Genomic DNA, 19,483 nt, shown 5'->3' on the forward strand with positions numbered 1-19,483 from the left:
ATGTTTGCGATCACTGATTCGGGGTTCAGGGCGGTAACGGAAGGGATGCCGCTGTCCACAGGGGAGACGATGGTTGCAGAGATCCCGCCGCAGTTGCTGCAGAAGATCAAGGCCGATCAGATGAAGGCCGAGCGCAGCCAGCGCCTCCGCGCCACCGACTGGACGCAAATGCCAGATGCGCCGCTGACAGCGCTGGAAAAGGCCGCCTATCAGACCTACCGGCAGGCGCTGAGAGATCTGCCCAGCCTTGCAGGGTTCCCTGATGTGCCGTGGCCGACGCTACCCACCATCAGGGACGGCACCGCCAGTTCTGGAGAGGGCGCCGTGTCCCCCTGATCGCAACCCATGAGACGGGGAGGCGTATCCTCCCCGGCATGGAACTACCCCCAGACTTCACGTGGCAGAAGGCCTCAACGTACACCCAGGCGCCAGACATGATCTGTCTGCATTTCATCTGCGTGGCCCGGATCCAGCAGAGGGTGGACGATCTACTCTGGCAGGCGTTCCTGGACTTCCATCGGGACTACCGGCAGCGGATTGTCCGGCCTTGCCAGAACCAGTGGACGGGCAGGGATGGGATGGTGTTGTGGGTGATCCGGCATCAGGACAGGCTGCGACATGAAGTCGCAGCTATCCTGGCAGCTAGGGAGGCGGGGAAGATCAAGCCCGCCGAGTGACTACTGCACAAAAACTGCACAGCCATGTTTTGCGCTAGCTGGCGGAATAGGCCCGAAAGCCTTGGTGCCCGGAGCCGGAATCGAACCGGCATGGGGTTGCCCCCGGCGGATTTTAAGTCCGATGCGTCTACCAGTTTCGCCATCCGGGCCTGCAGCGCGGCGCCGATTGTAGCCCAGCTGCGGAATCCCGACCGGATTGCAGTGGAGCGGCGGTGTGCTTAACTGTCGCTCCCATTCATGTCATAGTCCAAAGCATCGTTCCCAGGGGGGAGCCACCCGATGTCGCTGCACGCGATTGCCTATGCCAGCGAGGCCCGCGCCGACCTGCAGACAACCGATCTTGACCGCCTGCTGGCCGATGCCACCGCATTCAACCGAGTAGCCGGTGTCACGGGTGTGCTGATGTTCGATGGCAGCCGTTTCCTGCAGTACCTGGAAGGCCCGGAGGATGGCATCGATTCGGTGTACCAGCGCATCGCCAATGCGCGCAGCCATGGACAACTGAAGGTGCTGTGCCGCGCGCCGGTGGCGCAGCGGGCATTCCCGCGCTGGTCGATGGGGACCCGGCGCATTGAGGCAGAACTGCTGGTACAGATCGTCGACGCCTCATGGCCGGGCTTCGTGCTTGGCTGCGGTGGCTTCGAGCGCCTGCTGCAGGCCTGGACCGGCGCCGATGGTGAACTGGAGCCGGCCGCGGTCGCACTGGGCTCCTGACCCCACCTTGGCGGCCGGGCCCCCGGGCCGTTAGGCTGTAGCCTTTCTGGCATGGATCTTCCCGGAGTGGCAAAGCGAATGAGTAGGTCGGCCATGCCCATGGCAGTACGCATGCGATTTCAGCCGTTGCATGGGATGCGGCGTTGAGCGCGCCGCTTGCGGCAGCAGCGGCGCCGCGCTTCGCGGTGATCGGGCTGGGCTACGTGGGCCTGCCGCTGGCGGTGGCCTTCGGCCGGCACTGGCCCACGCTGGGCTTCGACATCGATGCTGATCGCATCGCCGAGCTCCGCGACGGCCAGGACCATACGCTGGAAATGGAGGCCGATGAGCTGGCCAGTGCACAGCAGTTGCAGTACGGCAGCGATCCGGCATTGCTCGATGCCTGCAATGTCTACATCGTTACCGTGCCGACCCCGATCGACGCCTATGAGCAGCCCGATCTGGAGCCGCTGCGTTCGGCAACGCGGCTGATCGCCAGCCACCTGCGTGCGGGTGACCTGGTGATCTACGAATCCACGGTCTACCCCGGCACCACCGAAGAGGTCTGCGTGCCGTTGCTGGAGCAGCTTTCCGGGCTGCGCTTCAACGAAGACTTCTACTGTGGTTACAGCCCGGAGCGGGTCAGCCCCGGCGACCGCCAGCGCCGCCTGGCCGATATCCGCAAGATCACCTCGGGGTCGACACCGGAAGTGGCTGCGGTGATTGATGGCCTCTACCAGCGCATCATCGCCGCCGGCACCTTCCCGGCGCCGTCAATGCGTGTGGCCGAAGCGGCCAAGGTGGTGGAGAACATCCAGCGTGACGTCAACATCGCGCTGGTCAATGAGCTGGCGCTGATCTTCGACCGGCTCGGCATCGACACCCAGGATGTGCTCGACGCCGCCGGCAGCAAGTGGAACTTCCTGCCATTCCGGCCGGGCCTGGTCGGCGGCCACTGCATCGGCGTGGACCCGTACTACCTGCTGCACAAGTCCGAGAGCGTGGGCTACCACCCGGACCTGATCCACACCGCGCGGCAGGTCAACAACCGCGTCGGCGAGCATGTGGCGTCGCGTGTGCTGGCAATGCTGGCCGAACGTGGCCGCGTACCTGCGCAGTCGCGTATCCTGGTGCTGGGCGTGACCTTCAAGGAGGATTGCCCGGACCTGCGCAACAGCCGCGCGCTGGAACTGGCGCAGCGCCTGCGTGATGCCGGCGCACAGGTGGAGGTCAGCGACCCGTGGGTCGGCCCGGCGGCATTGGCCGACGCGGGCGTGCACTGGCTGGCCGAGCCGGTGGCGGGGAGTTACGACGCCGTAGTCCTGGCAGTGGCCCATGCCCGATTCAAAGCCATGGATGACGCCGCAATCCAGGCGCTGCTGGCACCCGGCGGCATCGTCTACGACGTGAAATCGGCCTGGCCGCGCAATGTGGTTGACGGTCGCCTGTAAACGCCGGTGACGGCCGGCGCGGTAGACTCGCAGGCAGTTGCAACCAAGGAACGCCATGCACCGGTATATCGTCTACCTGCTCGCCATCCTGATGTTTCCCATCTGCCTGTGGTTGGCCACGATCTGGCCGGCCTGGTACTGGGGCGTCGGCCTGACTGCCGCGATGGTGGCGCTGGGGACCTGGGATCTGCTGCAGAAGCGCAGCACGCTGCGCCGCAACTATCCGGTGATGGCGCATTTCCGCTATGGCCTGGAATCAATCGGCCCGGAAATCCGCCAGTACTTCGTGCAGAGCGACCTGGAGGACGTGCCGTTCTCGCGCCAGCAGCGTGCGCTGATCTACCAGCGCGCAAAGAACGAAATGGACACGGTGCCCTTCGGTACCCTGCGCAGTACCTACGCGGTGGATTACGAGTGGATCAACCATTCGCTGGCTCCCACCTCCATTGCCAAGCATGATTTCCGCGTGCTGATTGGGCCGAACTGCGCCAAGCCTTATTCGGCCAGCGTGTTCAACATCTCGGCGATGAGCTTCGGTTCGCTCTCGGCCAACGCGATCCGCGCATTGAACGAAGGTGCGCGGCGCGGCGGCTTCTACCACGACACCGGCGAAGGTTCGATTTCGCCCTACCACCGCGAGATGGGCGGCGATCTGGTCTGGGAAATCGGCTCGGGCTACTTCGGCTGCCGTGACGAGAAGGGTGGTTTCAGCGAAGAGCGCTTCGTCGCCAACGCTACCGATGACCAGGTCAAGATGATCGAGATCAAGCTGTCGCAGGGTGCCAAGCCGGGCCACGGCGGCGTGCTGCCGGCACCAAAGGTGACCGCCGAAATATCGGTGACCCGTGGTGTTCCGATGGGGGTGGACTGCGTATCGCCGTCGCGTCACTCGGCATTCTCGACGCCGGTCGAACTGTTGCAGTTCGTGGCCCGGCTGCGCGAGTTGTCCGGTGGCAAGCCGGTCGGTTTCAAGCTGGCCATCGGCCACCCCTGGGAATGGTTCGGCATCGCCAAGGCGATGCAGGAAACCGGGCTGCTGCCGGACTTCATCGTGGTCGATGGCGCCGAGGGAGGCACCGGCGCGGCACCGGCTGAATTCGTCGACCATGTCGGCGTGCCGATGCATGAAGCACTGCTGCTGGTGCACAACACCCTGGTCGGCCTGGACCTGCGCGAGCGCATCCGCATCGGTGCCGCTGGCAAGATCACCAGTGCGTTCGACATCGCGCGCACCATCGCGCTGGGTGCCGACTGGTGCAATGCCGGCCGAGGCTTCATGTTCGCGCTGGGCTGCATCCAGTCGTTGAGCTGCCACACCGACAAGTGCCCGACCGGCATCGCGACCCAGGACCCCGCGCGCTGGAAGCATCTGGATGCACCGGACAAGGCCACCCGTGTATACAGCTATCACGAGCACACGCTGCATGCCTTGAAGGAACTGTTGTGCGCGGCGGGCCTGAACGATCCGGCCGAGCTGGGGCCGGAGCACATCCTGCGTCGCGTGTCGCCGGTGGAAATCCGTTCGCTGGCGTCGCTTTACCGTTACCTGGAACCGGGCGAGCTGCTGCACACGGTGCCCGACCATGCGGTGTTCCATGCATTCTGGGCCGATGCGCGCAGCGACTCGTTCCAGCCGCCGCCGAAGATCCAGGCTCTGCGCGCCAGCAAGTCGCGGTAGCGTGATGTTGTAGAGCCAAGCCCATGCTCGGCTGTTCTTCGTTCCGACCTCGCGATGACTGATTGAAAAGCAGTCAAGCATGGCTTGACTCTACAGAAAGGCAGCCGAGCATGGGCTCGGCGCTACAAGGAGGCGCCATGCAGTTCAGGACCGGTAGCATCGACGATGTCGCCACGCTGTGGGCGCTGCGCACGCGCTGTGTGCGCGAAACCTGCAGCAGCCATTACCCTCCCGAGGTCATTGCACCGTGGTCGGCCTCGCCGCCACCGTCGCAGTACGCGCGGCTGTTGTCGCAGGGCGGATGCGTGGTGGCCGAGGACGGGCAGGGTGGCCTGCTCGGCTTCGGCGTCTTTGATGTCGATGCCAATGAAGTCGACGCGTTGTTTGTCAATCCCGATCGTGGCGGCGAGGGGATCGGCCAGGCGCTGATGCAGCGCCTGTTGGCAATGGCCGATCGTGAGCGCGAGGTGGTGCTGTCGGCGTCGCTCAATGCCGTGCCGTTCTATCAACGGCAGGGCTTTGTCAGCGTGCGTGAGGAAGCCTATGCGCATCCCAGCGGTGTGGCGTTGGCCTCGGTGAGCATGCGCAGGCCGTGGTGATGTGGCGTCGAGCATGGGCTCGACGCTATCCCGCAGGCGTCACCGCTCCGCCAACCAACCGATCACGCCCTCGGCGGCACGCCGGCCACTGGCGTAGCACGCGGTCAGCAGGTAGCCGCCGGTGGGGGCTTCCCAGTCCAGCATTTCACCGGCGCAGAACACGCCGGGAACGGCCCGCAGCATCAGGCCGTCATCCAGCGCATCCAGGCGCACGCCACCGGCGGTGCTGATCACCTCGGCCATCGGCCTTGGGCGCAGCAGGCGCAGCGGCAGGCGCTTGAGCGTGGCAGCCACAGCCGGCAGGTCGTTGCCGGCCTCCCTGCCAAGAATCTCGAACACGAGTGCGGCCTTCACCGCATCCAGACCCGCCTGGCGGCGCAGGTGCTCGCCGAAGCTTCGGCCCTTGCGGGGACGTGACAGGTCGGCCAGCAGGCGCGCCTCGTCGCGACCGGGCACCAGGTCCAGCCACAGCATTGCGTGGCCATCGCGGTTGATGGTCTCGCGCAGGTCGGCGGCCAACGCGTAGACCAGACTGCCTTCAATGCCATATTCGCTGGCCACGCACTCGCCCTGCAGCGACCGCGGTTGTCCAGCCAGGTCGATCCAGTGCGCGATCACCGGCTTCAATGGTGCGCCGGCATTGCGCTGGGCAAAGAACGGCGTCCAGTCCACGTCGAAGCCACAGTTGGCTGACTGCAGCGGCGCGATGTCCACGCCACGCGCCTGCAGTGGCACGACCCAGGCGCCATCACTGCCCAGCTGCGGCCAGCTGCCCCCGCCCATCGCCAGCACGGTGGCATTGGCGCGGACATCGACTTCGCCCGCATCGGTGGCAAAGCGCAGGGCGCCGTCGTCGCTCCAGCCGATCCAACGGTGGTTGGCGTGCAGGCGCACGCCCTGTTCCTTCAACCGGCGCACCCAGCCGCGCAGCAGCGGCGCCGCCTTGCGGTCGACCGGGAACACGCGGCCGGAGCTGCCCACATAGGTTTCCACGCCCAGGCCGTTGGCCCAGTCACGCAGTGCCTGTGCGTCGAAGCCGTCCAGCCAGCTGCCGACCACAGCGGCCTGCTCGCGGTAGCGGCTGTCGAACAACGGCCGCGGATCGGAATGGGTGAGGTTGAGGCCGCCCTTGCCGGCGATCAGGAACTTGCGGCCAGGCGACCCCTTGGCCTCGTACAGGTCGACCTCCAGCCCAGCGGCACGCAGGCGTTCGGCGGCGAACAGGCCCGCCGGGCCGCCGCCAATGACGACCACCCGATGGGGCATGGCGGCATTACGGTTTGACATCGAGCAGCTCGACGTCGAACACCAGCGACGAGCCCGCCGGAATCGGGCCGACCTTGCGGTCCCCGTAACCGTAGTCCGGCGGAATCATCAGCGTGCGCTTGCCGCCGACCTTCATGCCGGCCACGCCCTCGTCCCAGCCGCGGATGACCTGGCCGGCGCCGAGCGCGAAGGTGAACGGCTCGCCGTGCTTGAAGGAGCTGTCAAAGGTCTTGCCGTGCTTGGTCTCGGTACGGTTGTCGTAGATCCAGCCGGTGTAGTGCACCGTGACCTTGTTGCCGGCGATGGCTTCGGCGCCGGTGCCGGGCACGGTATCGATCCGCTCGAAGGTCGTCAGCGTGCCGCCGGGCGGCGGGCCGGATGGTTCGGTCGAGCAGCCAGCGGCGGCGAGGGACAGCAGCAGGGGAAGCAGCAGGCGGCGCATCGGGCGTCTCCAGAAGGGCGCGGGGCGAGGGCGGCAAGGGTAGCGCATCGGCGCCGGGTATCATGGGGCCATGGCAAAACTCCTGCTCAATCTGCGCAATGTCGGCGACGACGAATATGCCGATGTCTGCACGCTGCTCGATCAGCACGGCATCGCCTGGTATCGCACCGAACCCAGCCCGTGGGGCATTTCCAATGGTGGCCTGTGGCTGCGCGACGACGCTGATCATCCGCGTGCGAAGGCGCTGATGGCGGAGTACCAGGCGGCGCGCGGCGTGCGCGTGCGGGCTGAACGCGAGCAGGCATTGCGCGAGGGGACGGCGGAGACATTCGGCAGCCTGTTCCGGCGCCGGCCGGCCTATGTGGTGCTGGTGCTGCTGGCGATGGCCGGTGCGGCGGCACTGGTGTTGCTGCCGTTCGTGCTGTTGCGGGGGTAAGGGGGCGCGGCCGGGTTGCACCCGGCACCCGCAGAGGCAACGGCAACGTCAAAAGCTGGTTTCCGTGGGATGGCGCGGCGGTGTGGGCAGGCGGGACACGCCGTAGACCCCGCTTCGCGGTCCGGCCCAGCCGCTGGCGGCTGTGCGTTCGGGCGCTTGCGAAGCAGTGCTTCGCAAGCAAAGCGCCTCACCCCTGGGGGCTCGATGGCGCCTTGCTCGTGTGCGCTGTCCTGCGCACACGGCAAGACCGGGGTTGGGCGTCCTGCCCAACCCGCCCGAGGCATGCCTCGGGCCCATGGCGCCAACGGTCCCGCCTGCCCACACCGCCCCGCCTCTGACAAGTTCTGGGTACCTGCCGGGGTCGGATCCCTCTGCCGCGCAGAGGGCTCTGACCCCTGAATCTGTCTGTGCGGGCGGGAGGCGCTAAAATGGCAGGATGATCGCCAATACCGCTGCCTATCATTTCGCCGTCATCGACGCCCCCCAGGCCCTGTGCGACCAGCTGCTGGCCCTTGCCGAGACGGCGCAGCTGCGCGGCACGATCCTGGTGGCGGGCGAGGGACTGAACCTGTTTCTGGCGGGGGCGCCGGAGGCGGTTGAGGGCTTCTATGCAGCGCTGCATGCCGATGCGCGTTTCGCCGACATGCGGGTCAAGACCAGCCTGAGCAAGCATCAGCCGTTCGCGCGGCTGAAGGCCAAGGTGAAGGACGAGATCATCAGCTTCCGCCGCGATGACGGCCAGCCGCTGGACTATCCGCGCGCACCAGCGGTTGATCCGGCCACCGTGCAGCGTTGGTTGCGGCAGGGGCATGATGACGCCGGCAAGCCGGTGGTGATGCTCGATACCCGCAACCTGCAGGAAGTGGAGTACGGCACCTTCAAGGATGCGCTGGTGTTGCCCATCCGCAAGTTCACCGACCTGCCCGAGGCGCTGGCGCCGCATCGCGATGCGCTGCGGGACAGCACCGTGGTCAGTTTCTGCACCGGCGGCATCCGCTGCGAGAAGGCCGCGCTGTGGATGGTCAATGACGGCATGGAGAATGTGCTGCAGCTCGATGGCGGCATCCTCGGCTACTTCGAGGAGGTGGGCGGCGAAGGCTACGAAGGCCGCTGCTTCGTGTTCGATGAGCGCGTGGCGCTGGATGCCGAGCTGAAGCCGATGGTCGACCAGCCGCTGCCCGAGCCGCGCCCCAGCGCGTTCTGACGCTTGCCCGGTAGAGCCGGCCGCTGGCCGGCTGCCAGGGCACGTTGCCCGCCGGCCAGCGGCCGGCTCTACCGGACCAAGCGCGGTGGGCGCTGAACCCGCCCTACGGGAATCAGCATCCCGCCACCGTCACTGGCCGCTGCGCCCGGCCGCCCCCATGCAGAGGTGATCCTGTGACGGAAAAGCGCCTGATGATCCCGTTGTCGATCCTTGACCTGGCCCCGGTCTGCGAGGGCAGTGACACCACCGCCGCCTTCGCTAACATGCTGGAACTGGCCCAGCACGCCGATGCGCTGGGCTACCGCCGCTACTGGCTGGCCGAACACCACAACATGCCCGGCATCGCCAGTGCCGCCACCGCCGTGCTGATCGGTCATGTTGCCGGTGGCACCCAACGCATCCGGGTCGGCGCGGGCGGCATCATGTTGCCCAATCATGCCCCGCTGCAGGTGGCCGAGCAGTTCGGAACGCTGGCCTCGCTGTATCCGGACCGCATCGACCTTGGCCTGGGCCGTGCGCCGGGCACCGATCAGCCGACCGCACGTGCACTGCGCCGCTATTTCGACAGCGCCGACCAGTTCCCGCAGGACGTGCGCGAGCTGCTGCACTACTTCGAGCCGGTCCAGCCTGGACAGGCGGTGCAGGCCGTTCCGGGTGGTGGCCTGCGGGTGCCGACCTGGATCCTCGGATCAAGCCTGTTTGGCGCACGCATGGCGGCCTCGATGGGCCTGCCGTATGCATTCGCCTCGCATTTCGCGCCGGACGTGATGGACGAAGCGCTGGCGGTGTACCGCCGCGAATTCCGCCCCTCGGCCACGTTGAAGCAGCCGCACGCGATGCTGGCCCTGAACGTTGTTGCCAGCGACAGCGAGGCCGAGTCGCGTCGCCTGTTCACCAGCCAGCAGCAGAGTTTCGTCAACCTGCGCCGCGGCCGGCCGGGCAAGATCCCGCCGCCGATCGACGACATTGAAGCCTTCTGGGAGCCGCACGAAAAGTTCGGCGTGGAACGGGCCCTGGCCTGCACCGTGCTGGGCGATCCGCAGCAGGTGGCCGAGGGTATCGCCGCTTTCGTTGAGCGGCACAAGCCTGACGAGCTGATGCTTACTGCCAACCTGTATGACCATCGTGCGCGCCTGCGTTCCTTCGAGCTGGCGATGAACGCCTGGCATGGCCGCCACGCGGGCTGAACAACCGCGTCACGGCCCGTTGCGGCCGATCCGCGTCTGATGGGGGCTCCCCACTTCTGGAGTCCCCACCATGGCCGAGACCCGCGCCGAACACATTGCCCAGCTGGCTGAACTGATCAAGGACGTGGAGGTGGCGATGTTCACCACCACCGGCGTCGACGGGCGACTCTACAGCCGGCCGTTGGCCACCCAGCAGGTCGCCTTCGACGGTGACCTGTGGTTCGTGATCACCGCCGACAGCCCGAAGGTGGCCGAGATCGCGCTCGACCCGCGCGTCAATGTGGCCTATGCCTCGCCATCGAAGAACACCTATGTGTCTGTGGCGGGGCGGGCGCGGGTTGTCGATGATCGCGCGAAGATCGAAGAGCTGTGGTCGCCGGCGATGAAGCTGTTCTTCCCCGCCGGCAAGGAAGACCCCAACCTTCGCCTGATCCACGTGCGCGCCGATAGCGCCGAATACTGGGATGGCCCGGGCACCTTGCTGGGCAAGGCGTTGAGCTTCGTGCTGTCGGCGGTGCAGGACGATCCGGCACCGCTGGCGGACAACGGATTCGTCGACCTTCGGTGATTGCTGCATCCATGCGTGGCGTGGATCTACCGGATGCGGGAAGTGCCAGCCGCTGGCCGGCAACCCTGGAAACGTGGCAGCCGGCCAGCGGCCGGCTCTACCGGATGCCACTTCAGAACCAGCGCTGGAACAGCTCCACTGTATAGCCCACCAGCTGCCCGGAACTGAAGCCGAAGAACGCGATCGCCACCAGCGCTGCGATCCAGTTGAACAGCATCAATGCACCATCGCGCTCCAGTAGCGCCAGCGAGAACAGCAGCAGCTGGAAGCCGAACAGGAAGTTGGTGAACGGAATCGGCAACGACAGCAGGATGCCCAGCAGTACCAGCAGCAGGCCGCTGAAGGCGTGCGCGGGCAGCGGTGTCAGCAACTGCGGCAGGCGAGGCTTCAGCATCCTGTCCAGCCGCCGCAACGGGCGATCGATACGGTCCAGGAAGCGGTGCATGGTGCCGCGCTTCGGCCCGCGTCGGGCAATGAAACCGGGCAGCCAGGGCCGGTGCAGGCAACACAGCATCTGCAGGCCGATCAGGACCACCAGTGGGCCGCTGACCGCCCCCCCCATGCCCGGGATCGGGATGAACGAGGGCAGGATCGCCACGAACAGGAACACGCCGAACGCGCTCTGCTGCAGGTTGCTGAGGATCTGGCCGAGCGGCATGTGCTCGGCGGGATCGCCGGAGGCGAACATCTCCAGCAGGGTGCGGATGCCCTCGTTGCGGTAGGTCGGGCGCTGCGCGCCCTGGCCCTGGCCGGCCTCAGGCGGTGAGCTCATCGGCCTGCTCGTCGGACAACGTGCGCAGCAGCAGCTTGTCCACCCGCGCACCGTCCAGGTCGACCACCTCGAAGCGCCAGCCGGCCCAGTCGAAGTACTCGCCTGCGTGCGGGATGCGGCCGAAGTAATGGATGCACATGCCGGCCAGCGTGTAGTAGTCGCCATCCTCGGCATCGGGCAGGTCGTTGCTTCCGATCAGCTCGCGCAGGTCCTCGATCGGCAGCGAGCCGTCGACCAGCAGCGAGCCGTCCTCGCGGGTCACCACCAGTGCGTCTTCATCGGCATTCTCCACCGCCTGCAGGCGGCCAACCACGGCGCCCATCAGGTCGCTGATGGTCACCAGGCCCTGGATCTCGCCGTACTCGTCCACCACCAGCGCCATCGACTGCTGCTCCTCGCGGAAGATCTCCAGCAGCTTCATCGCGTGGGTCGATTCGGAGACGTACAGCGGTTCGCGCAGGGTCTGGAACAGCGCGTTGTCGCCGCGCGCCATGCGCGTGGCCAGCGATTTCAGCTCCAGCACGCCGACCACGTCCATGTCGTTGTCGCGGTACACCGGGTACCGCGAGAACTCGTGCTCGGCCATGATGTCCAGATTGCGCTCCAGCCCGGCCTGGGTGTCGAGCCAGGCAATGCGGTTGCGCGGGGTCATTAGGCTGTCGGCGGTGCGGTCGCCCAGGCGCATGACGCGGTTCATCATGTCGCGCTCGTGGGCGTCGATCACGCCAGCTTCGTGGCTCTCGGCCACCAGCATCCGGATCTCTTCTTCAGTCACCTGCGCGGCCTCGTCCTTGCCCAGGCCCAGCACCTTCAGTACCAGCTGGGTGGTCTTGGACAGGAGCCAAACGAAGGGCAGGGCGAGCCTGGCAAGCCAGCTCATCGGCATCGCGACCAGGCCGGCAATGGCCTCGGAGCGGGTCAGGGCCAGGCGCTTGGGCACCAGTTCGCCGAAGATCAGCGTGATGAAGGTGATCAGCGAGACCGCCAGGGCGGTGCCTACTTCGCGCGCGTACGCAAAGCCGGGCATCAGGCCCTGCAGCCAGCCGGCGATCGCGTCGCCGATCGCATCACCACCGAGGTAGCCGGTCAGTACGCCGATCACGGTGATGCCGATCTGCACCGTGGACAGGAAACTCTCCGGCTTCTCCGAAAGCTCCAGCGCCTTGGCGGCGCGCTTGGAGGTGGCGGCCATCTGCTTCAGGCGGCTCTTGCGCGAGGTCATGACCGACATCTCGGACATGGCGAAGAAGCCGTTCAGCAGAACCAGCGCGAAGACAATCAGGATCATTTCAAACACGGGCATCGTCCCCGGTTGGTGGCAGGGAGGGCGGGTGCTTGCGATGGCGGCAGGCGCTCAGGAACGGGGTCCGGCGCGGCGCAGGGGGATAAGGGTCGTCGTCCATAAGGTGCGCCCGAAGGCGCGCTGGCATCTTAGCAAAGGGGCGTGGCAGGGTGGCAACCGCCTGTTCAGGTTGGGGGTCCCAGAGCCAGGAAAGGGCGCGGGGATACCCGTGATGGTCATCTAGCCGTCATAATTCGCTCTGGTGCCGTCCTTCCCGCGACGGCTGACAGGTTTCTCAATGTTCTCTCTGCAGACCATTTTCGGTTCCGGCAAACAGTTCTACACCCTGCTCGATGAGGCTGCCGTCGCGGCTTCCGATGCCGCCAAGGCGCTGCATTCGATGCTGCGCGAGGCCGACCGCCAGCCCGCGCTGGACGCCTTCAAGCTGGCCCGCCTGCGCGAACGCGCGGCCTCGGACAAGATCAGCCAGGCGCTGGTCGACAGCTTCATGACCCCGATCGAGCGCGAAGACATCGAAGCGCTGGGTTCGGCCCTGTACAAGATTCCGAAGCAGATCGAGAAGTTCGCCGATCGCTATTCGCTGGCCACGACCCACCTGGAGCACATCGACTTCGCGCCGCGCGCGGCGATGCTGGAACAGGCCGCCGGCGTGGTGGTGGAGATGGTGGCTGACCTGCGCCACATGAACCTGGACCGGATGACCGCGCTGAACGAGAAGCTGCGCTCGCTGGAGAACGAGGCCGACCGCCTGATGCTCGAGCTGTACCGCGACATCTACTCCGGTCGCCTGGACAACCTGCAGATGTTCCTGCTGAAGGAATTCTTCGAGATCCTGGAAAAGGCCATCGACCGTTGCCGCGAGGCCGGCGTGGTGGCGTACCAGATCGTGTTGAAGAACAGCTGACGGACGCCGCCGCATGTTGACCCTTGTCCTGGTGGTGATCCTGGCCGCGCTCGTCTTCGAGTTCATCAACGGCTTCCACGACACTGCCAACTCCATTGCCACCGTAGTGGCGACCAAGGTGCTCTCGCCCGGCTGGGCGGTGATGCTGGCCGCCTTCATGAACCTCATCGGTGCGCTGACCGGCACGGCGGTGGCGCTGACCATCGCCTCGGGCCTGCTCAACACCAACGTGGTCGAGGTCACTCCGCAGGTGATCCTGTGCGCCCTGCTGGGCGGCATCATCTGGAACCTGATCACCTGGTGGAAGGGCCTGCCGTCCTCGTCCTCGCACGCCCTGATCGGTGGCCTCTGCGGTGCCGGTCTGGCCGCGGCCCACAACAACTGGGACGCGCTGATCTGGTCGGAGCGCCTGGGCAGCTGGGCGCAGAACAAGGGCCTGCTGTGGAAGGTGTTCGTGCCGATGATCACCTCGCCGATCGCCGGCTTCCTGCTCGGCATCGTGGTGATGGTGCTGCTGTGGGCGCTGATCGCCGGCCTGGCCAAGGTCGGTGGCGCCATCGGCCGCCTGGCCCGTCCGCGCATCGTCAATGCCTTCTTCGGCAAGGCGCAGATCGCCTCGGCGGCCTACATGGGCTTCGCCCACGGCCACAACGACGCGCAGAAGACCATGGGCATCATCGCGATGACCCTGATTGGTGCCGAAGCCACCGGCGCACTGAACGATCTGCCGTCCTGGCTGGCGTTCATGCACCCGGACGCGCACGCCGGTGACGGCATCGCCATGTGGATCGTACTGACCTGTGCAGTGGTGATGGCTGCCGGTACCGCCTCGGGTGGCTGGAAGATCATCAAGACCCTGGGCCACAAGATGGTCAAGCTGCACCCGATCCACGGCTTCGCCGCGGAGACCAGCTCGGCCACCATCCTGACCCTGGCGGCCCACTTCGGCATGCCGGTCTCGACCACGCACAGCATCTCCACCGCGATCATGGGCGTCGGTTTCGCCAAGAACCCGCGTTCGCTGAAGTTCGGCGTGATCGAGCGCATTGTCTGGGCCTGGATCCTGACCATCCCGGCCGCCGGCGGCTGTGCGTACCTGATCCTGAAGCTGTTCGAGATGTTCGGCTGGACCTGATGCCAACGGCCTTGGGATCAGAGCCCTTTCCCTGCGGGAAAAGGATCTGATCCCGGTAAACGAAAAAGCCCGCCGGATACCGGCGGGCTTTTTTCATGGCAGATCATTCCTCTGTATCCAAGCGTGCCGACCAACGGTCGGCACCCACCAACAGCAGCAGGAACCTGTCAGCGGCGGGGTGGGGTGGATATGCAGGACCGTTGGCGCCATGGATGGCGCCATCGAGCCCCCATGGACGGGTTTACGGCGTGTCCTGCATATCCACCCCACCTCGCCAGCCCTCAGGAAGCCCGCTTTTGCAGTTGATCTTGCCGTGGGCCTTGCCGTTGCCGTTGATCCGGCGGGTGCCGGGCCGCAGTCCCGGCCGACCCTCCTCAATTGCGTTGGAACAGCGCCTGCACATCCCTGCGGAACGCCGCCTGGCTGTCGGCCCGGCTGTAGAACATGTGCCCGCCCGGATAACTGCGCACCTGCACCCGGTCCGGATTGCTGCCCATCGTCGGCATCTGGTCCACGGTCAGGATCGAACCCATGAACGGGCACGACAGGTCGTTCCAGCCATGCACGATCAGCACCTGCAGGTGCGGGTCGATCGCCACGGCCTGGCGCAGCTGGGTCACCGCGCCATCGCGCAGCTCGCCATTGCGGTCCCACAGCCGGTTCACGTCGTAGTTCAGCGCCTGGTACCGCGCATCCACCTTCCAGCCGACCACGCGCGTCACGAAGTCGACCATCGCCGTGGTGGTCGGCGCGATGATGCTGTCCAGCAGCGGATCGTTGGCGCGCTGCTCCGGATCGTTCGGGAATGGATCGAACGCGGTTACGTTGGAATCGTAGCGGCTGCCCAGCGTGCCCTTGTCGCGGAACACTTCACGCAGGTAGGCCTGGGTTTCCAGCCGACCACCGGCACGGCGCACGAACTGCGGGTCCAGCCCGGTCAGTTCGGTCACCCGGCGCAGCATTGCCTCGGTCGCCTGCGGATCGCTGCGGCCCTTCATCAACGCTGTGGCGTAGTCGCCACGGGTGTATTCCACTACTTCGCGCATCGCTGCATCGGTCAGCTTGCCCTGGCGCTCCAGGTGCGCGGCGGCGATCGACGGCAGCGTCTGCATCCACGCCATCGGCGAGACATCGGCGTTGTCTTCCAGGGTCGGGCTCAGGTAGGGCGAGACCAATACCAGGCCGTTCATCGCAACACCCAGCCGGGTCTGCAGATAGTGGGTGATGCGTGGGCCGCGGTAGCCGCCGTAGCTCTCGCCGGTCAGGTACTTGCGCGACGCCATGCGCTGGTTGCGCAGCAGCCAGTCGTAGATCGAGCGTGACAGGTATTCGATGTCGGCGCTGGGGTTGTACAGCGCCTTCTTCGCTTCGTCGTCGCCGATGCGCGCGCGGCTGAAGCCGGTCCCGACCGGATCAATGAACACCAGATCGGTGAAGTCCAGCCAGGTGCCGGGGTTGTCGTGCAGCGTCGCCGGCGCCGACGCGCTGTCACCCTCGGAGCCGAAGGTCACCACCTTGGGCCCGATCGCGCCCATGTTGAGGTAGACCGACGATGCCCCGGGGCCGCCATTGAGCGCGAAGGTCACCGGCCGGTCCTTGCCCGGCATCGTGTAGGCGGTAAACACCACGTCGGCGATCACCTTGCCCTTGGCATCGCGTACCGGCAGGGTGCCGACGGTGGCGGTGTAGTCCAGGGTGCGGCCGGCCAGGCGCATGCTCTGGCGGGCCGAGGCGTCTGCGGGCAACGCAGGTGCCTCGGTCTTGTCGTCCTTCGGATCGGGCTTGGCGTCGGCATCAGGCGCGGCCAGCACGCTGGCTGGGGCGATGAGCAGGCCGACGCAGAGCGCGGCAGTGTGCAACAGGGACTTCATGGCACCGGGTGGGCAGCGGAAGGGGATTGCGATGCTAGGCCGGTGGCGGCCCATGTCGTATGTGTCCAAAGGCATGGCCGTGCGTTGCGGCCGCTATTGGCCAGCTTGGGTCAAGCGGACAGGGCGGTTGCCGCTTTGTCATCGGCAAGCAGGCCATAGACGGCCGAGTCGGCCAGTTCCCCCTGGATGCGCCAGCGCTGGCGCAGCACTCCCTCGCGGCGGAAGCCCAGGCGTTCGAGCACGTGCGCGGAGGGTGCGTTGCGCGGGTCGATCTCGGCTTCCACGCGATGCAGGTGGAGGGTGCCGAACAGGTAGGCCAGTACCTGCTGCAGGGCCTCGTGCATGTAGCCCTGGCCCTGGCGATCGGGTGCCAGCAGGTAGCCGATCTCGGCGCGGGCTGCAGTGCGGTCCACTGCAAACACCACGCAGATGCCCAGCAGTGGACCTTCCAGCGATTCGCGCACGGCCAGCTTCAGCTGGGTACCGATGGCATGGGCGGCGAGATCATCGTCGATCTGTTCGCGCGCCTCGGCCTGTCGCGTCCAGGCCGGATGATTCCACCAGCGCATCACGTCGGGATTGGACTGCAGCGCGAACAGCGCGGCGGCGTCGTCACGGCGGATCGGGCTCAGGACCAGCCGTGCGCTGTGCAGCGGCAGGTCGGGGAACAGCAGCGAGTGGCTGGCCAATACGGTGGTCCACGCGGATGGACGCGCATTATGGCGCCGCCGGGTTTGCCGATGGGGGCGGCATGCCCGGGGCGGATGGGTCGGATCCCTTTCCCGGCGGGAAACGGATCCGACCCCGCGAGGGATCAGACTTCCAGCGAAGCCAGGTCGCCCTTCGACTCCAGCCAGCCCTTGCGGTCGGACGCGCGCTTCTTGGCCAGCAGCATGTCCATCAGCGAGCGGGTCTGCTCGCCATCGTCCACGGTCAGCTGGACCAGGCGGCGCGTATCCGGGTGGATGGTCGACTCGCGCAGCTGTGGCGGGTTCATCTCGCCCAGGCCCTTGAAGCGGGTGACGTTGATGGCGCCCTTGATCTTCTCGCGCTCGATCTTGTCCAGCATCGAGCGCTTTTCTTCCTCGTCCAGGGCATAGAACACCTGCTTGCCCACATCGATGCGGAACAGCGGCGGCATCGCCACGAACACATGGCCGGCATCGACCAGTGCCGGGAAGTGCTTCAGGAACAGCGCGGTCAGCAGCGTTGCGATGTGCAGGCCGTCGGAGTCCGCGTCGGCCAGGATGATCACCTTGCCGTAGCGCAGGCCGCTGATGTCGTCCTTGCCGGGGTCGCAGCCGATGGCGATGGCCAGGTTGTGTACTTCCTCCGAGGCCAGCACGCTGTTGGACGAGACTTCCCAGGTGTTCAGGATCTTGCCACGCAGCGGCATGATCGCCTGGAAATCCTTGTCGCGAGCCTGCTTGGCGCTGCCGCCTGCCGAGTCACCTTCCACCAGGAACAGCTCGGTGCGCGACAGGTCCTGGCTGATGCAGTCTGCCAACTTGCCGGGCAGGGCCGGGCCCTGGGTGATCTTCTTGCGGACGACCAGCTTCTCGGTCTTCAGGCGCGCGCTGGCACGCTCGATGGCGATCTGCGCGATCTTCTCGCCCAGTTCCACGTTCTGGTTCAGTAGCAGGCTGAACGCATCATGGGCGGCACCTTCGACGAAACCGGCGGCCTGGCGCGAGGACAGGCGCTCCTTCGTCTGGCCGCTGAACTGTGGGTCGGTCATCTTCAGCGACAGCACGAACGACACGCGGTCCCACACGTCTTCCGGGGCCAGCTTGACGCCACGCGGCAGCAGGTTGCGGAAGTCGCAGAACTCGCGCAGCGCTTCGGTCAGGCCGGTGCGCAGGCCGTTGACATGGGTGCCGTGCTGCGCGGTGGGAATCAGGTTGACGTAGCTTTCCTGCACCAGCTCGCCTTCCGGCAGCCAGGCCACGGCCCAGTCAACTACCTCGGTGTCCTTCTTCAGGTTGCCAACGAACAGGTCGGCCGGCAGCGATTCGCGCTCGCCCAGCTCCAGCTTCAGGTAATCGCGCAGGCCGTCTTCGTAGTACCAGGTATCGACTTCACCGGTGGCTTCATCGGTCAGCTTCACGGTCAGGCCCGGGCACAGCACGGCCTTGGCGCGCAGCAGGTGCTTGAGCGCGCGCACCGCGAACTTCGGCGTATCGAAGTACTTCGGGTCCGGCCAGAAGCGCACGCGGGTACCGGTGTTCTTCTTGCCGACGCTGCCGACCACTTCCAGCGGCGTGGCACGGTCGCCGTTGCGGAAGGTGATGCGGTGTTCGGCGCCGTCGCGCTTGATGTGCACTTCCACCAGGGTCGACAGCGCATTGACCACGCTGACGCCGACGCCGTGCAGGCCGCCGGAGAAGGTGTAGTTGTTGTTGCTGAACTTGCCGCCCGCGTGCAGGCGCGTGAGGATCAGCTCGACACCCGGGATCTTCTCCTCCGGATGAATGTCCACTGGCATGCCGCGGCCGTCATCGCTGACCTCCACGCTGCCATCCTTGTACAGGGTGATCTCGATCGAACGGGCGTGACCGGCGAGGGCTTCGTCCACCGAGTTGTCGATCACTTCCTGCGCCAGGTGGTTCGGGCGCGCGGTGTCGGTATACATGCCGGGACGGCGCTTGACCGGGTCAAGGCCGGACAGGACTTCAATATCGGCGGCGTTATAGCGGGCGTTCATCTGTCTTCGAAAGCTTGGAGCGACGGGCAAGTGTGGGGTCTGGCACGGGAATTTGCACGCCTGCGGTTCAGTCTCGGCGGCGCAGAGGAGGTAAAATAGCCCTCGCTGGAATCTGAACGCCGGCGGCCCGTTGGGTCTGAACGTCCAAGCCATACCGCGAGGAGGACCTCATGAAGAAGTTGCTGACCATTGCGATCCTGGCCGCTGCCGCCGTTGCAGTGCCGCTGGTGGTGGCGCAGAACGCCGGCCAGCCGGCCCCGCAGCAGGGTGACCAGGCCGACAAGGCGCAGGCCGAGGCCGATGCCAAGGCCAAGCGTCGGGCCCAGGCCAATGCCGAAATGAAGGCGCAGGGCCAGCCGGCCCCGCAGCAGGAAGAGGAAGAGGAAGCGCGCAAGAAGCGCTGATCCCGCAACCTGCCAGGCGCCCTTGCGACAAGGGTTGCGCACCGAAACGCCCCGCCGAGCGGGGCGTTTTTTGTTGGATCGGCCGCACAAGCCCCTTGGGTTGGCGGCCATCAATCTGTAAACTATGGCTTTCCGGGAGTAAGTGCGTGTCCACCCTTTGCGAATGGGCTGGAGCGGCCAAGCGTGGCT

20 protein-coding genes and 1 tRNA gene are annotated in these 19,483 nt (G+C 66.2%); 13 read left to right on the forward strand and 8 right to left on the reverse strand.

The window, feature by feature from the left end:
* Complete coding sequence (locus ACS0OT_RS07405; RefSeq protein WP_442256152.1) at positions 1 to 336, forward strand: tail fiber assembly protein; 336 nt, start codon at positions 1 to 3, stop codon at positions 334 to 336.
* Positions 337 to 434: 98 nt separating this feature from the next.
* Positions 435 to 677 (forward strand): hypothetical protein, encoded by a 243-nt coding sequence (locus tag ACS0OT_RS07410; RefSeq protein ID WP_442256153.1) that lies wholly within the window; start codon positions 435 to 437, stop codon positions 675 to 677.
* 62 nt (positions 678 to 739) lie between these two features.
* On the opposite strand, the gene ACS0OT_RS07415 is transcribed toward ACS0OT_RS07410, so the two are convergent.
* Positions 740 to 826 (reverse strand) — tRNA-Leu (locus ACS0OT_RS07415).
* A gap of 130 nt (positions 827 to 956) precedes the next feature.
* Here ACS0OT_RS07415 and ACS0OT_RS07420 point away from each other — a divergent pair.
* The 4 genes from ACS0OT_RS07420 to ACS0OT_RS07435 all read left to right on the forward strand — a co-directional run bounded on the left by ACS0OT_RS07420 (position 957) and on the right by ACS0OT_RS07435 (position 5,098).
* Positions 957 to 1,391 (forward strand): BLUF domain-containing protein, encoded by a 435-nt coding sequence (locus ACS0OT_RS07420; RefSeq protein ID WP_005416006.1) that lies wholly within the window; start codon positions 957 to 959, stop codon positions 1,389 to 1,391.
* A 143-nt stretch (positions 1,392 to 1,534) separates the two neighbouring features.
* Positions 1,535 to 2,821, forward strand: a complete 1,287-nt coding sequence (locus ACS0OT_RS07425) for a nucleotide sugar dehydrogenase (RefSeq protein WP_005416007.1) — start codon at positions 1,535 to 1,537, stop codon at positions 2,819 to 2,821.
* A 55-nt stretch (positions 2,822 to 2,876) separates the two neighbouring features.
* Positions 2,877 to 4,499, forward strand: coding sequence for an FMN-binding glutamate synthase family protein (locus ACS0OT_RS07430; protein WP_065179312.1), 1,623 nt, complete (start codon positions 2,877 to 2,879; stop codon positions 4,497 to 4,499).
* 137 nt (positions 4,500 to 4,636) lie between these two features.
* Positions 4,637 to 5,098 (forward strand): GNAT family N-acetyltransferase, encoded by a 462-nt coding sequence (locus tag ACS0OT_RS07435; protein ID WP_053500365.1) that lies wholly within the window; start codon positions 4,637 to 4,639, stop codon positions 5,096 to 5,098.
* 39 nt (positions 5,099 to 5,137) lie between these two features.
* Here the strand turns inward: ACS0OT_RS07435 and ACS0OT_RS07440 are convergent, their stop codons facing one another.
* Complete coding sequence (locus ACS0OT_RS07440; protein ID WP_111127135.1) at positions 5,138 to 6,385, reverse strand: TIGR03862 family flavoprotein; 1,248 nt, start codon at positions 6,383 to 6,385, stop codon at positions 5,138 to 5,140.
* On the reverse strand, positions 6,372 to 6,806 hold the full coding sequence (locus tag ACS0OT_RS07445; protein WP_065179310.1) for an FKBP-type peptidyl-prolyl cis-trans isomerase: 435 nt from the start codon (positions 6,804 to 6,806) through the stop codon (positions 6,372 to 6,374). Before ACS0OT_RS07445 ends, ACS0OT_RS07440 begins: the two co-directional genes overlap by 14 nt.
* A 70-nt stretch (positions 6,807 to 6,876) precedes the next feature.
* On the opposite strand from ACS0OT_RS07445, the gene ACS0OT_RS07450 reads away from it, so the two are divergent.
* The 4 genes from ACS0OT_RS07450 (at position 6,877) to ACS0OT_RS07465 (ending at position 10,201) form a co-directional block, all read left to right on the forward strand.
* Positions 6,877 to 7,242: a DUF6164 family protein gene (locus tag ACS0OT_RS07450; RefSeq protein ID WP_065179309.1), complete on the forward strand. Its 366-nt coding sequence runs from the start codon at positions 6,877 to 6,879 to the stop codon at positions 7,240 to 7,242.
* A 436-nt stretch (positions 7,243 to 7,678) separates the two neighbouring features.
* Complete coding sequence (locus ACS0OT_RS07455) at positions 7,679 to 8,446, forward strand: sulfurtransferase (RefSeq protein ID WP_065195798.1); 768 nt, start codon at positions 7,679 to 7,681, stop codon at positions 8,444 to 8,446.
* Between the two features lie 191 nt (positions 8,447 to 8,637).
* A complete protein-coding gene (locus ACS0OT_RS07460) occupies positions 8,638 to 9,633 on the forward strand; it encodes an LLM class flavin-dependent oxidoreductase (protein ID WP_005416014.1) in 996 nt (331 codons plus the stop codon).
* Positions 9,634 to 9,703: 70 nt separating this feature from the next.
* Positions 9,704 to 10,201 (forward strand): pyridoxamine 5'-phosphate oxidase family protein, encoded by a 498-nt coding sequence (locus tag ACS0OT_RS07465; RefSeq protein WP_005416015.1) that lies wholly within the window; start codon positions 9,704 to 9,706, stop codon positions 10,199 to 10,201.
* Positions 10,202 to 10,313: 112 nt separating this feature from the next.
* Here the strand turns inward: ACS0OT_RS07465 and ACS0OT_RS07470 are convergent, their stop codons facing one another.
* Together ACS0OT_RS07470 and ACS0OT_RS07475 are read right to left on the reverse strand one after the other, a co-directional pair.
* A complete protein-coding gene (locus ACS0OT_RS07470; protein ID WP_171955954.1) occupies positions 10,314 to 10,973 on the reverse strand; it encodes an exopolysaccharide biosynthesis protein in 660 nt (219 codons plus the stop codon).
* A complete protein-coding gene (locus tag ACS0OT_RS07475) occupies positions 10,957 to 12,261 on the reverse strand; it encodes a hemolysin family protein (protein WP_005416017.1) in 1,305 nt (434 codons plus the stop codon). The genes ACS0OT_RS07470 and ACS0OT_RS07475 overlap by 17 nt, the downstream gene beginning before the upstream one ends.
* 292 nt (positions 12,262 to 12,553) lie before the next feature.
* On the opposite strand from ACS0OT_RS07475, the gene ACS0OT_RS07480 reads away from it, so the two are divergent.
* Both ACS0OT_RS07480 and ACS0OT_RS07485 read left to right on the forward strand, forming a co-directional pair.
* Positions 12,554 to 13,180, forward strand: coding sequence for a DUF47 domain-containing protein (locus ACS0OT_RS07480; protein ID WP_004152833.1), 627 nt, complete (start codon positions 12,554 to 12,556; stop codon positions 13,178 to 13,180).
* A 13-nt stretch (positions 13,181 to 13,193) separates the two neighbouring features.
* Entirely contained in the window at positions 13,194 to 14,315 is a 1,122-nt protein-coding gene (locus ACS0OT_RS07485; protein ID WP_005416018.1) for an inorganic phosphate transporter, read from the forward strand.
* A gap of 374 nt (positions 14,316 to 14,689) precedes the next feature.
* On the opposite strand, the gene ACS0OT_RS07490 is transcribed toward ACS0OT_RS07485, so the two are convergent.
* The 3 genes from ACS0OT_RS07490 to parE form a co-directional block, all read right to left on the reverse strand.
* Positions 14,690 to 16,186, reverse strand: coding sequence for a S10 family peptidase (locus ACS0OT_RS07490; RefSeq protein ID WP_032954081.1), 1,497 nt, complete (start codon positions 16,184 to 16,186; stop codon positions 14,690 to 14,692).
* Between the two features lie 110 nt (positions 16,187 to 16,296).
* Entirely contained in the window at positions 16,297 to 16,875 is a 579-nt protein-coding gene (locus tag ACS0OT_RS07495) for a GNAT family N-acetyltransferase (RefSeq protein ID WP_065179306.1), read from the reverse strand.
* A gap of 125 nt (positions 16,876 to 17,000) precedes the next feature.
* Positions 17,001 to 18,890: a DNA topoisomerase IV subunit B gene (gene parE, locus ACS0OT_RS07500; protein ID WP_005416021.1), complete on the reverse strand. Its 1,890-nt coding sequence runs from the start codon at positions 18,888 to 18,890 to the stop codon at positions 17,001 to 17,003.
* A gap of 170 nt (positions 18,891 to 19,060) precedes the next feature.
* Between parE and ACS0OT_RS07505 the strand changes: the two genes are divergently transcribed.
* A complete protein-coding gene (locus ACS0OT_RS07505; protein WP_005416022.1) occupies positions 19,061 to 19,294 on the forward strand; it encodes a hypothetical protein in 234 nt (77 codons plus the stop codon).
* Positions 19,295 to 19,483 lie beyond the last annotated feature (189 nt).

Source organism: Stenotrophomonas maltophilia group sp. RY12688 (assembly GCF_052149045.1).
Lineage (GTDB): Bacteria > Pseudomonadota > Gammaproteobacteria > Xanthomonadales > Xanthomonadaceae > Stenotrophomonas > Stenotrophomonas sepilia.

Bases quoted from the DNA above. Each gene is read 5' to 3' on its own strand.
- ACS0OT_RS07455 (WP_065195798.1), top strand. From the start codon at position 7,679: ATGATCGCCAATACCGCTGCCTATCATTTCGCCGTCATCGACGCCCCC.
- ACS0OT_RS07435 (WP_053500365.1), top strand. From the start codon at position 4,637: ATGCAGTTCAGGACCGGTAGCATCGACGATGTCGCCACGCTGTGGGCG.
- ACS0OT_RS07430 (WP_065179312.1), top strand. From the start codon at position 2,877: ATGCACCGGTATATCGTCTACCTGCTCGCCATCCTGATGTTTCCCATC.
- ACS0OT_RS07470 (WP_171955954.1), bottom strand. From the start codon at position 10,973: ATGAGCTCACCGCCTGAGGCCGGCCAGGGCCAGGGCGCGCAGCGCCCG.
- ACS0OT_RS07450 (WP_065179309.1), top strand. From the start codon at position 6,877: ATGGCAAAACTCCTGCTCAATCTGCGCAATGTCGGCGACGACGAATAT.
- ACS0OT_RS07405 (WP_442256152.1), top strand. From the start codon at position 1: ATGTTTGCGATCACTGATTCGGGGTTCAGGGCGGTAACGGAAGGGATG.
- ACS0OT_RS07460 (WP_005416014.1), top strand. From the start codon at position 8,638: ATGATCCCGTTGTCGATCCTTGACCTGGCCCCGGTCTGCGAGGGCAGT.
- ACS0OT_RS07505 (WP_005416022.1), top strand. From the start codon at position 19,061: ATGAAGAAGTTGCTGACCATTGCGATCCTGGCCGCTGCCGCCGTTGCA.
- ACS0OT_RS07485 (WP_005416018.1), top strand. From the start codon at position 13,194: ATGTTGACCCTTGTCCTGGTGGTGATCCTGGCCGCGCTCGTCTTCGAG.
- ACS0OT_RS07490 (WP_032954081.1), bottom strand. From the start codon at position 16,186: ATGAAGTCCCTGTTGCACACTGCCGCGCTCTGCGTCGGCCTGCTCATC.
- ACS0OT_RS07440 (WP_111127135.1), bottom strand. From the start codon at position 6,385: ATGTCAAACCGTAATGCCGCCATGCCCCATCGGGTGGTCGTCATTGGC.
- ACS0OT_RS07475 (WP_005416017.1), bottom strand. From the start codon at position 12,261: ATGATCCTGATTGTCTTCGCGCTGGTTCTGCTGAACGGCTTCTTCGCC.
- ACS0OT_RS07410 (WP_442256153.1), top strand. From the start codon at position 435: ATGATCTGTCTGCATTTCATCTGCGTGGCCCGGATCCAGCAGAGGGTG.
- ACS0OT_RS07420 (WP_005416006.1), top strand. From the start codon at position 957: ATGTCGCTGCACGCGATTGCCTATGCCAGCGAGGCCCGCGCCGACCTG.
- ACS0OT_RS07480 (WP_004152833.1), top strand. From the start codon at position 12,554: ATGTTCTCTCTGCAGACCATTTTCGGTTCCGGCAAACAGTTCTACACC.
- ACS0OT_RS07445 (WP_065179310.1), bottom strand. From the start codon at position 6,806: ATGCGCCGCCTGCTGCTTCCCCTGCTGCTGTCCCTCGCCGCCGCTGGC.
- parE (WP_005416021.1), bottom strand. From the start codon at position 18,890: ATGAACGCCCGCTATAACGCCGCCGATATTGAAGTCCTGTCCGGCCTT.
- ACS0OT_RS07465 (WP_005416015.1), top strand. From the start codon at position 9,704: ATGGCCGAGACCCGCGCCGAACACATTGCCCAGCTGGCTGAACTGATC.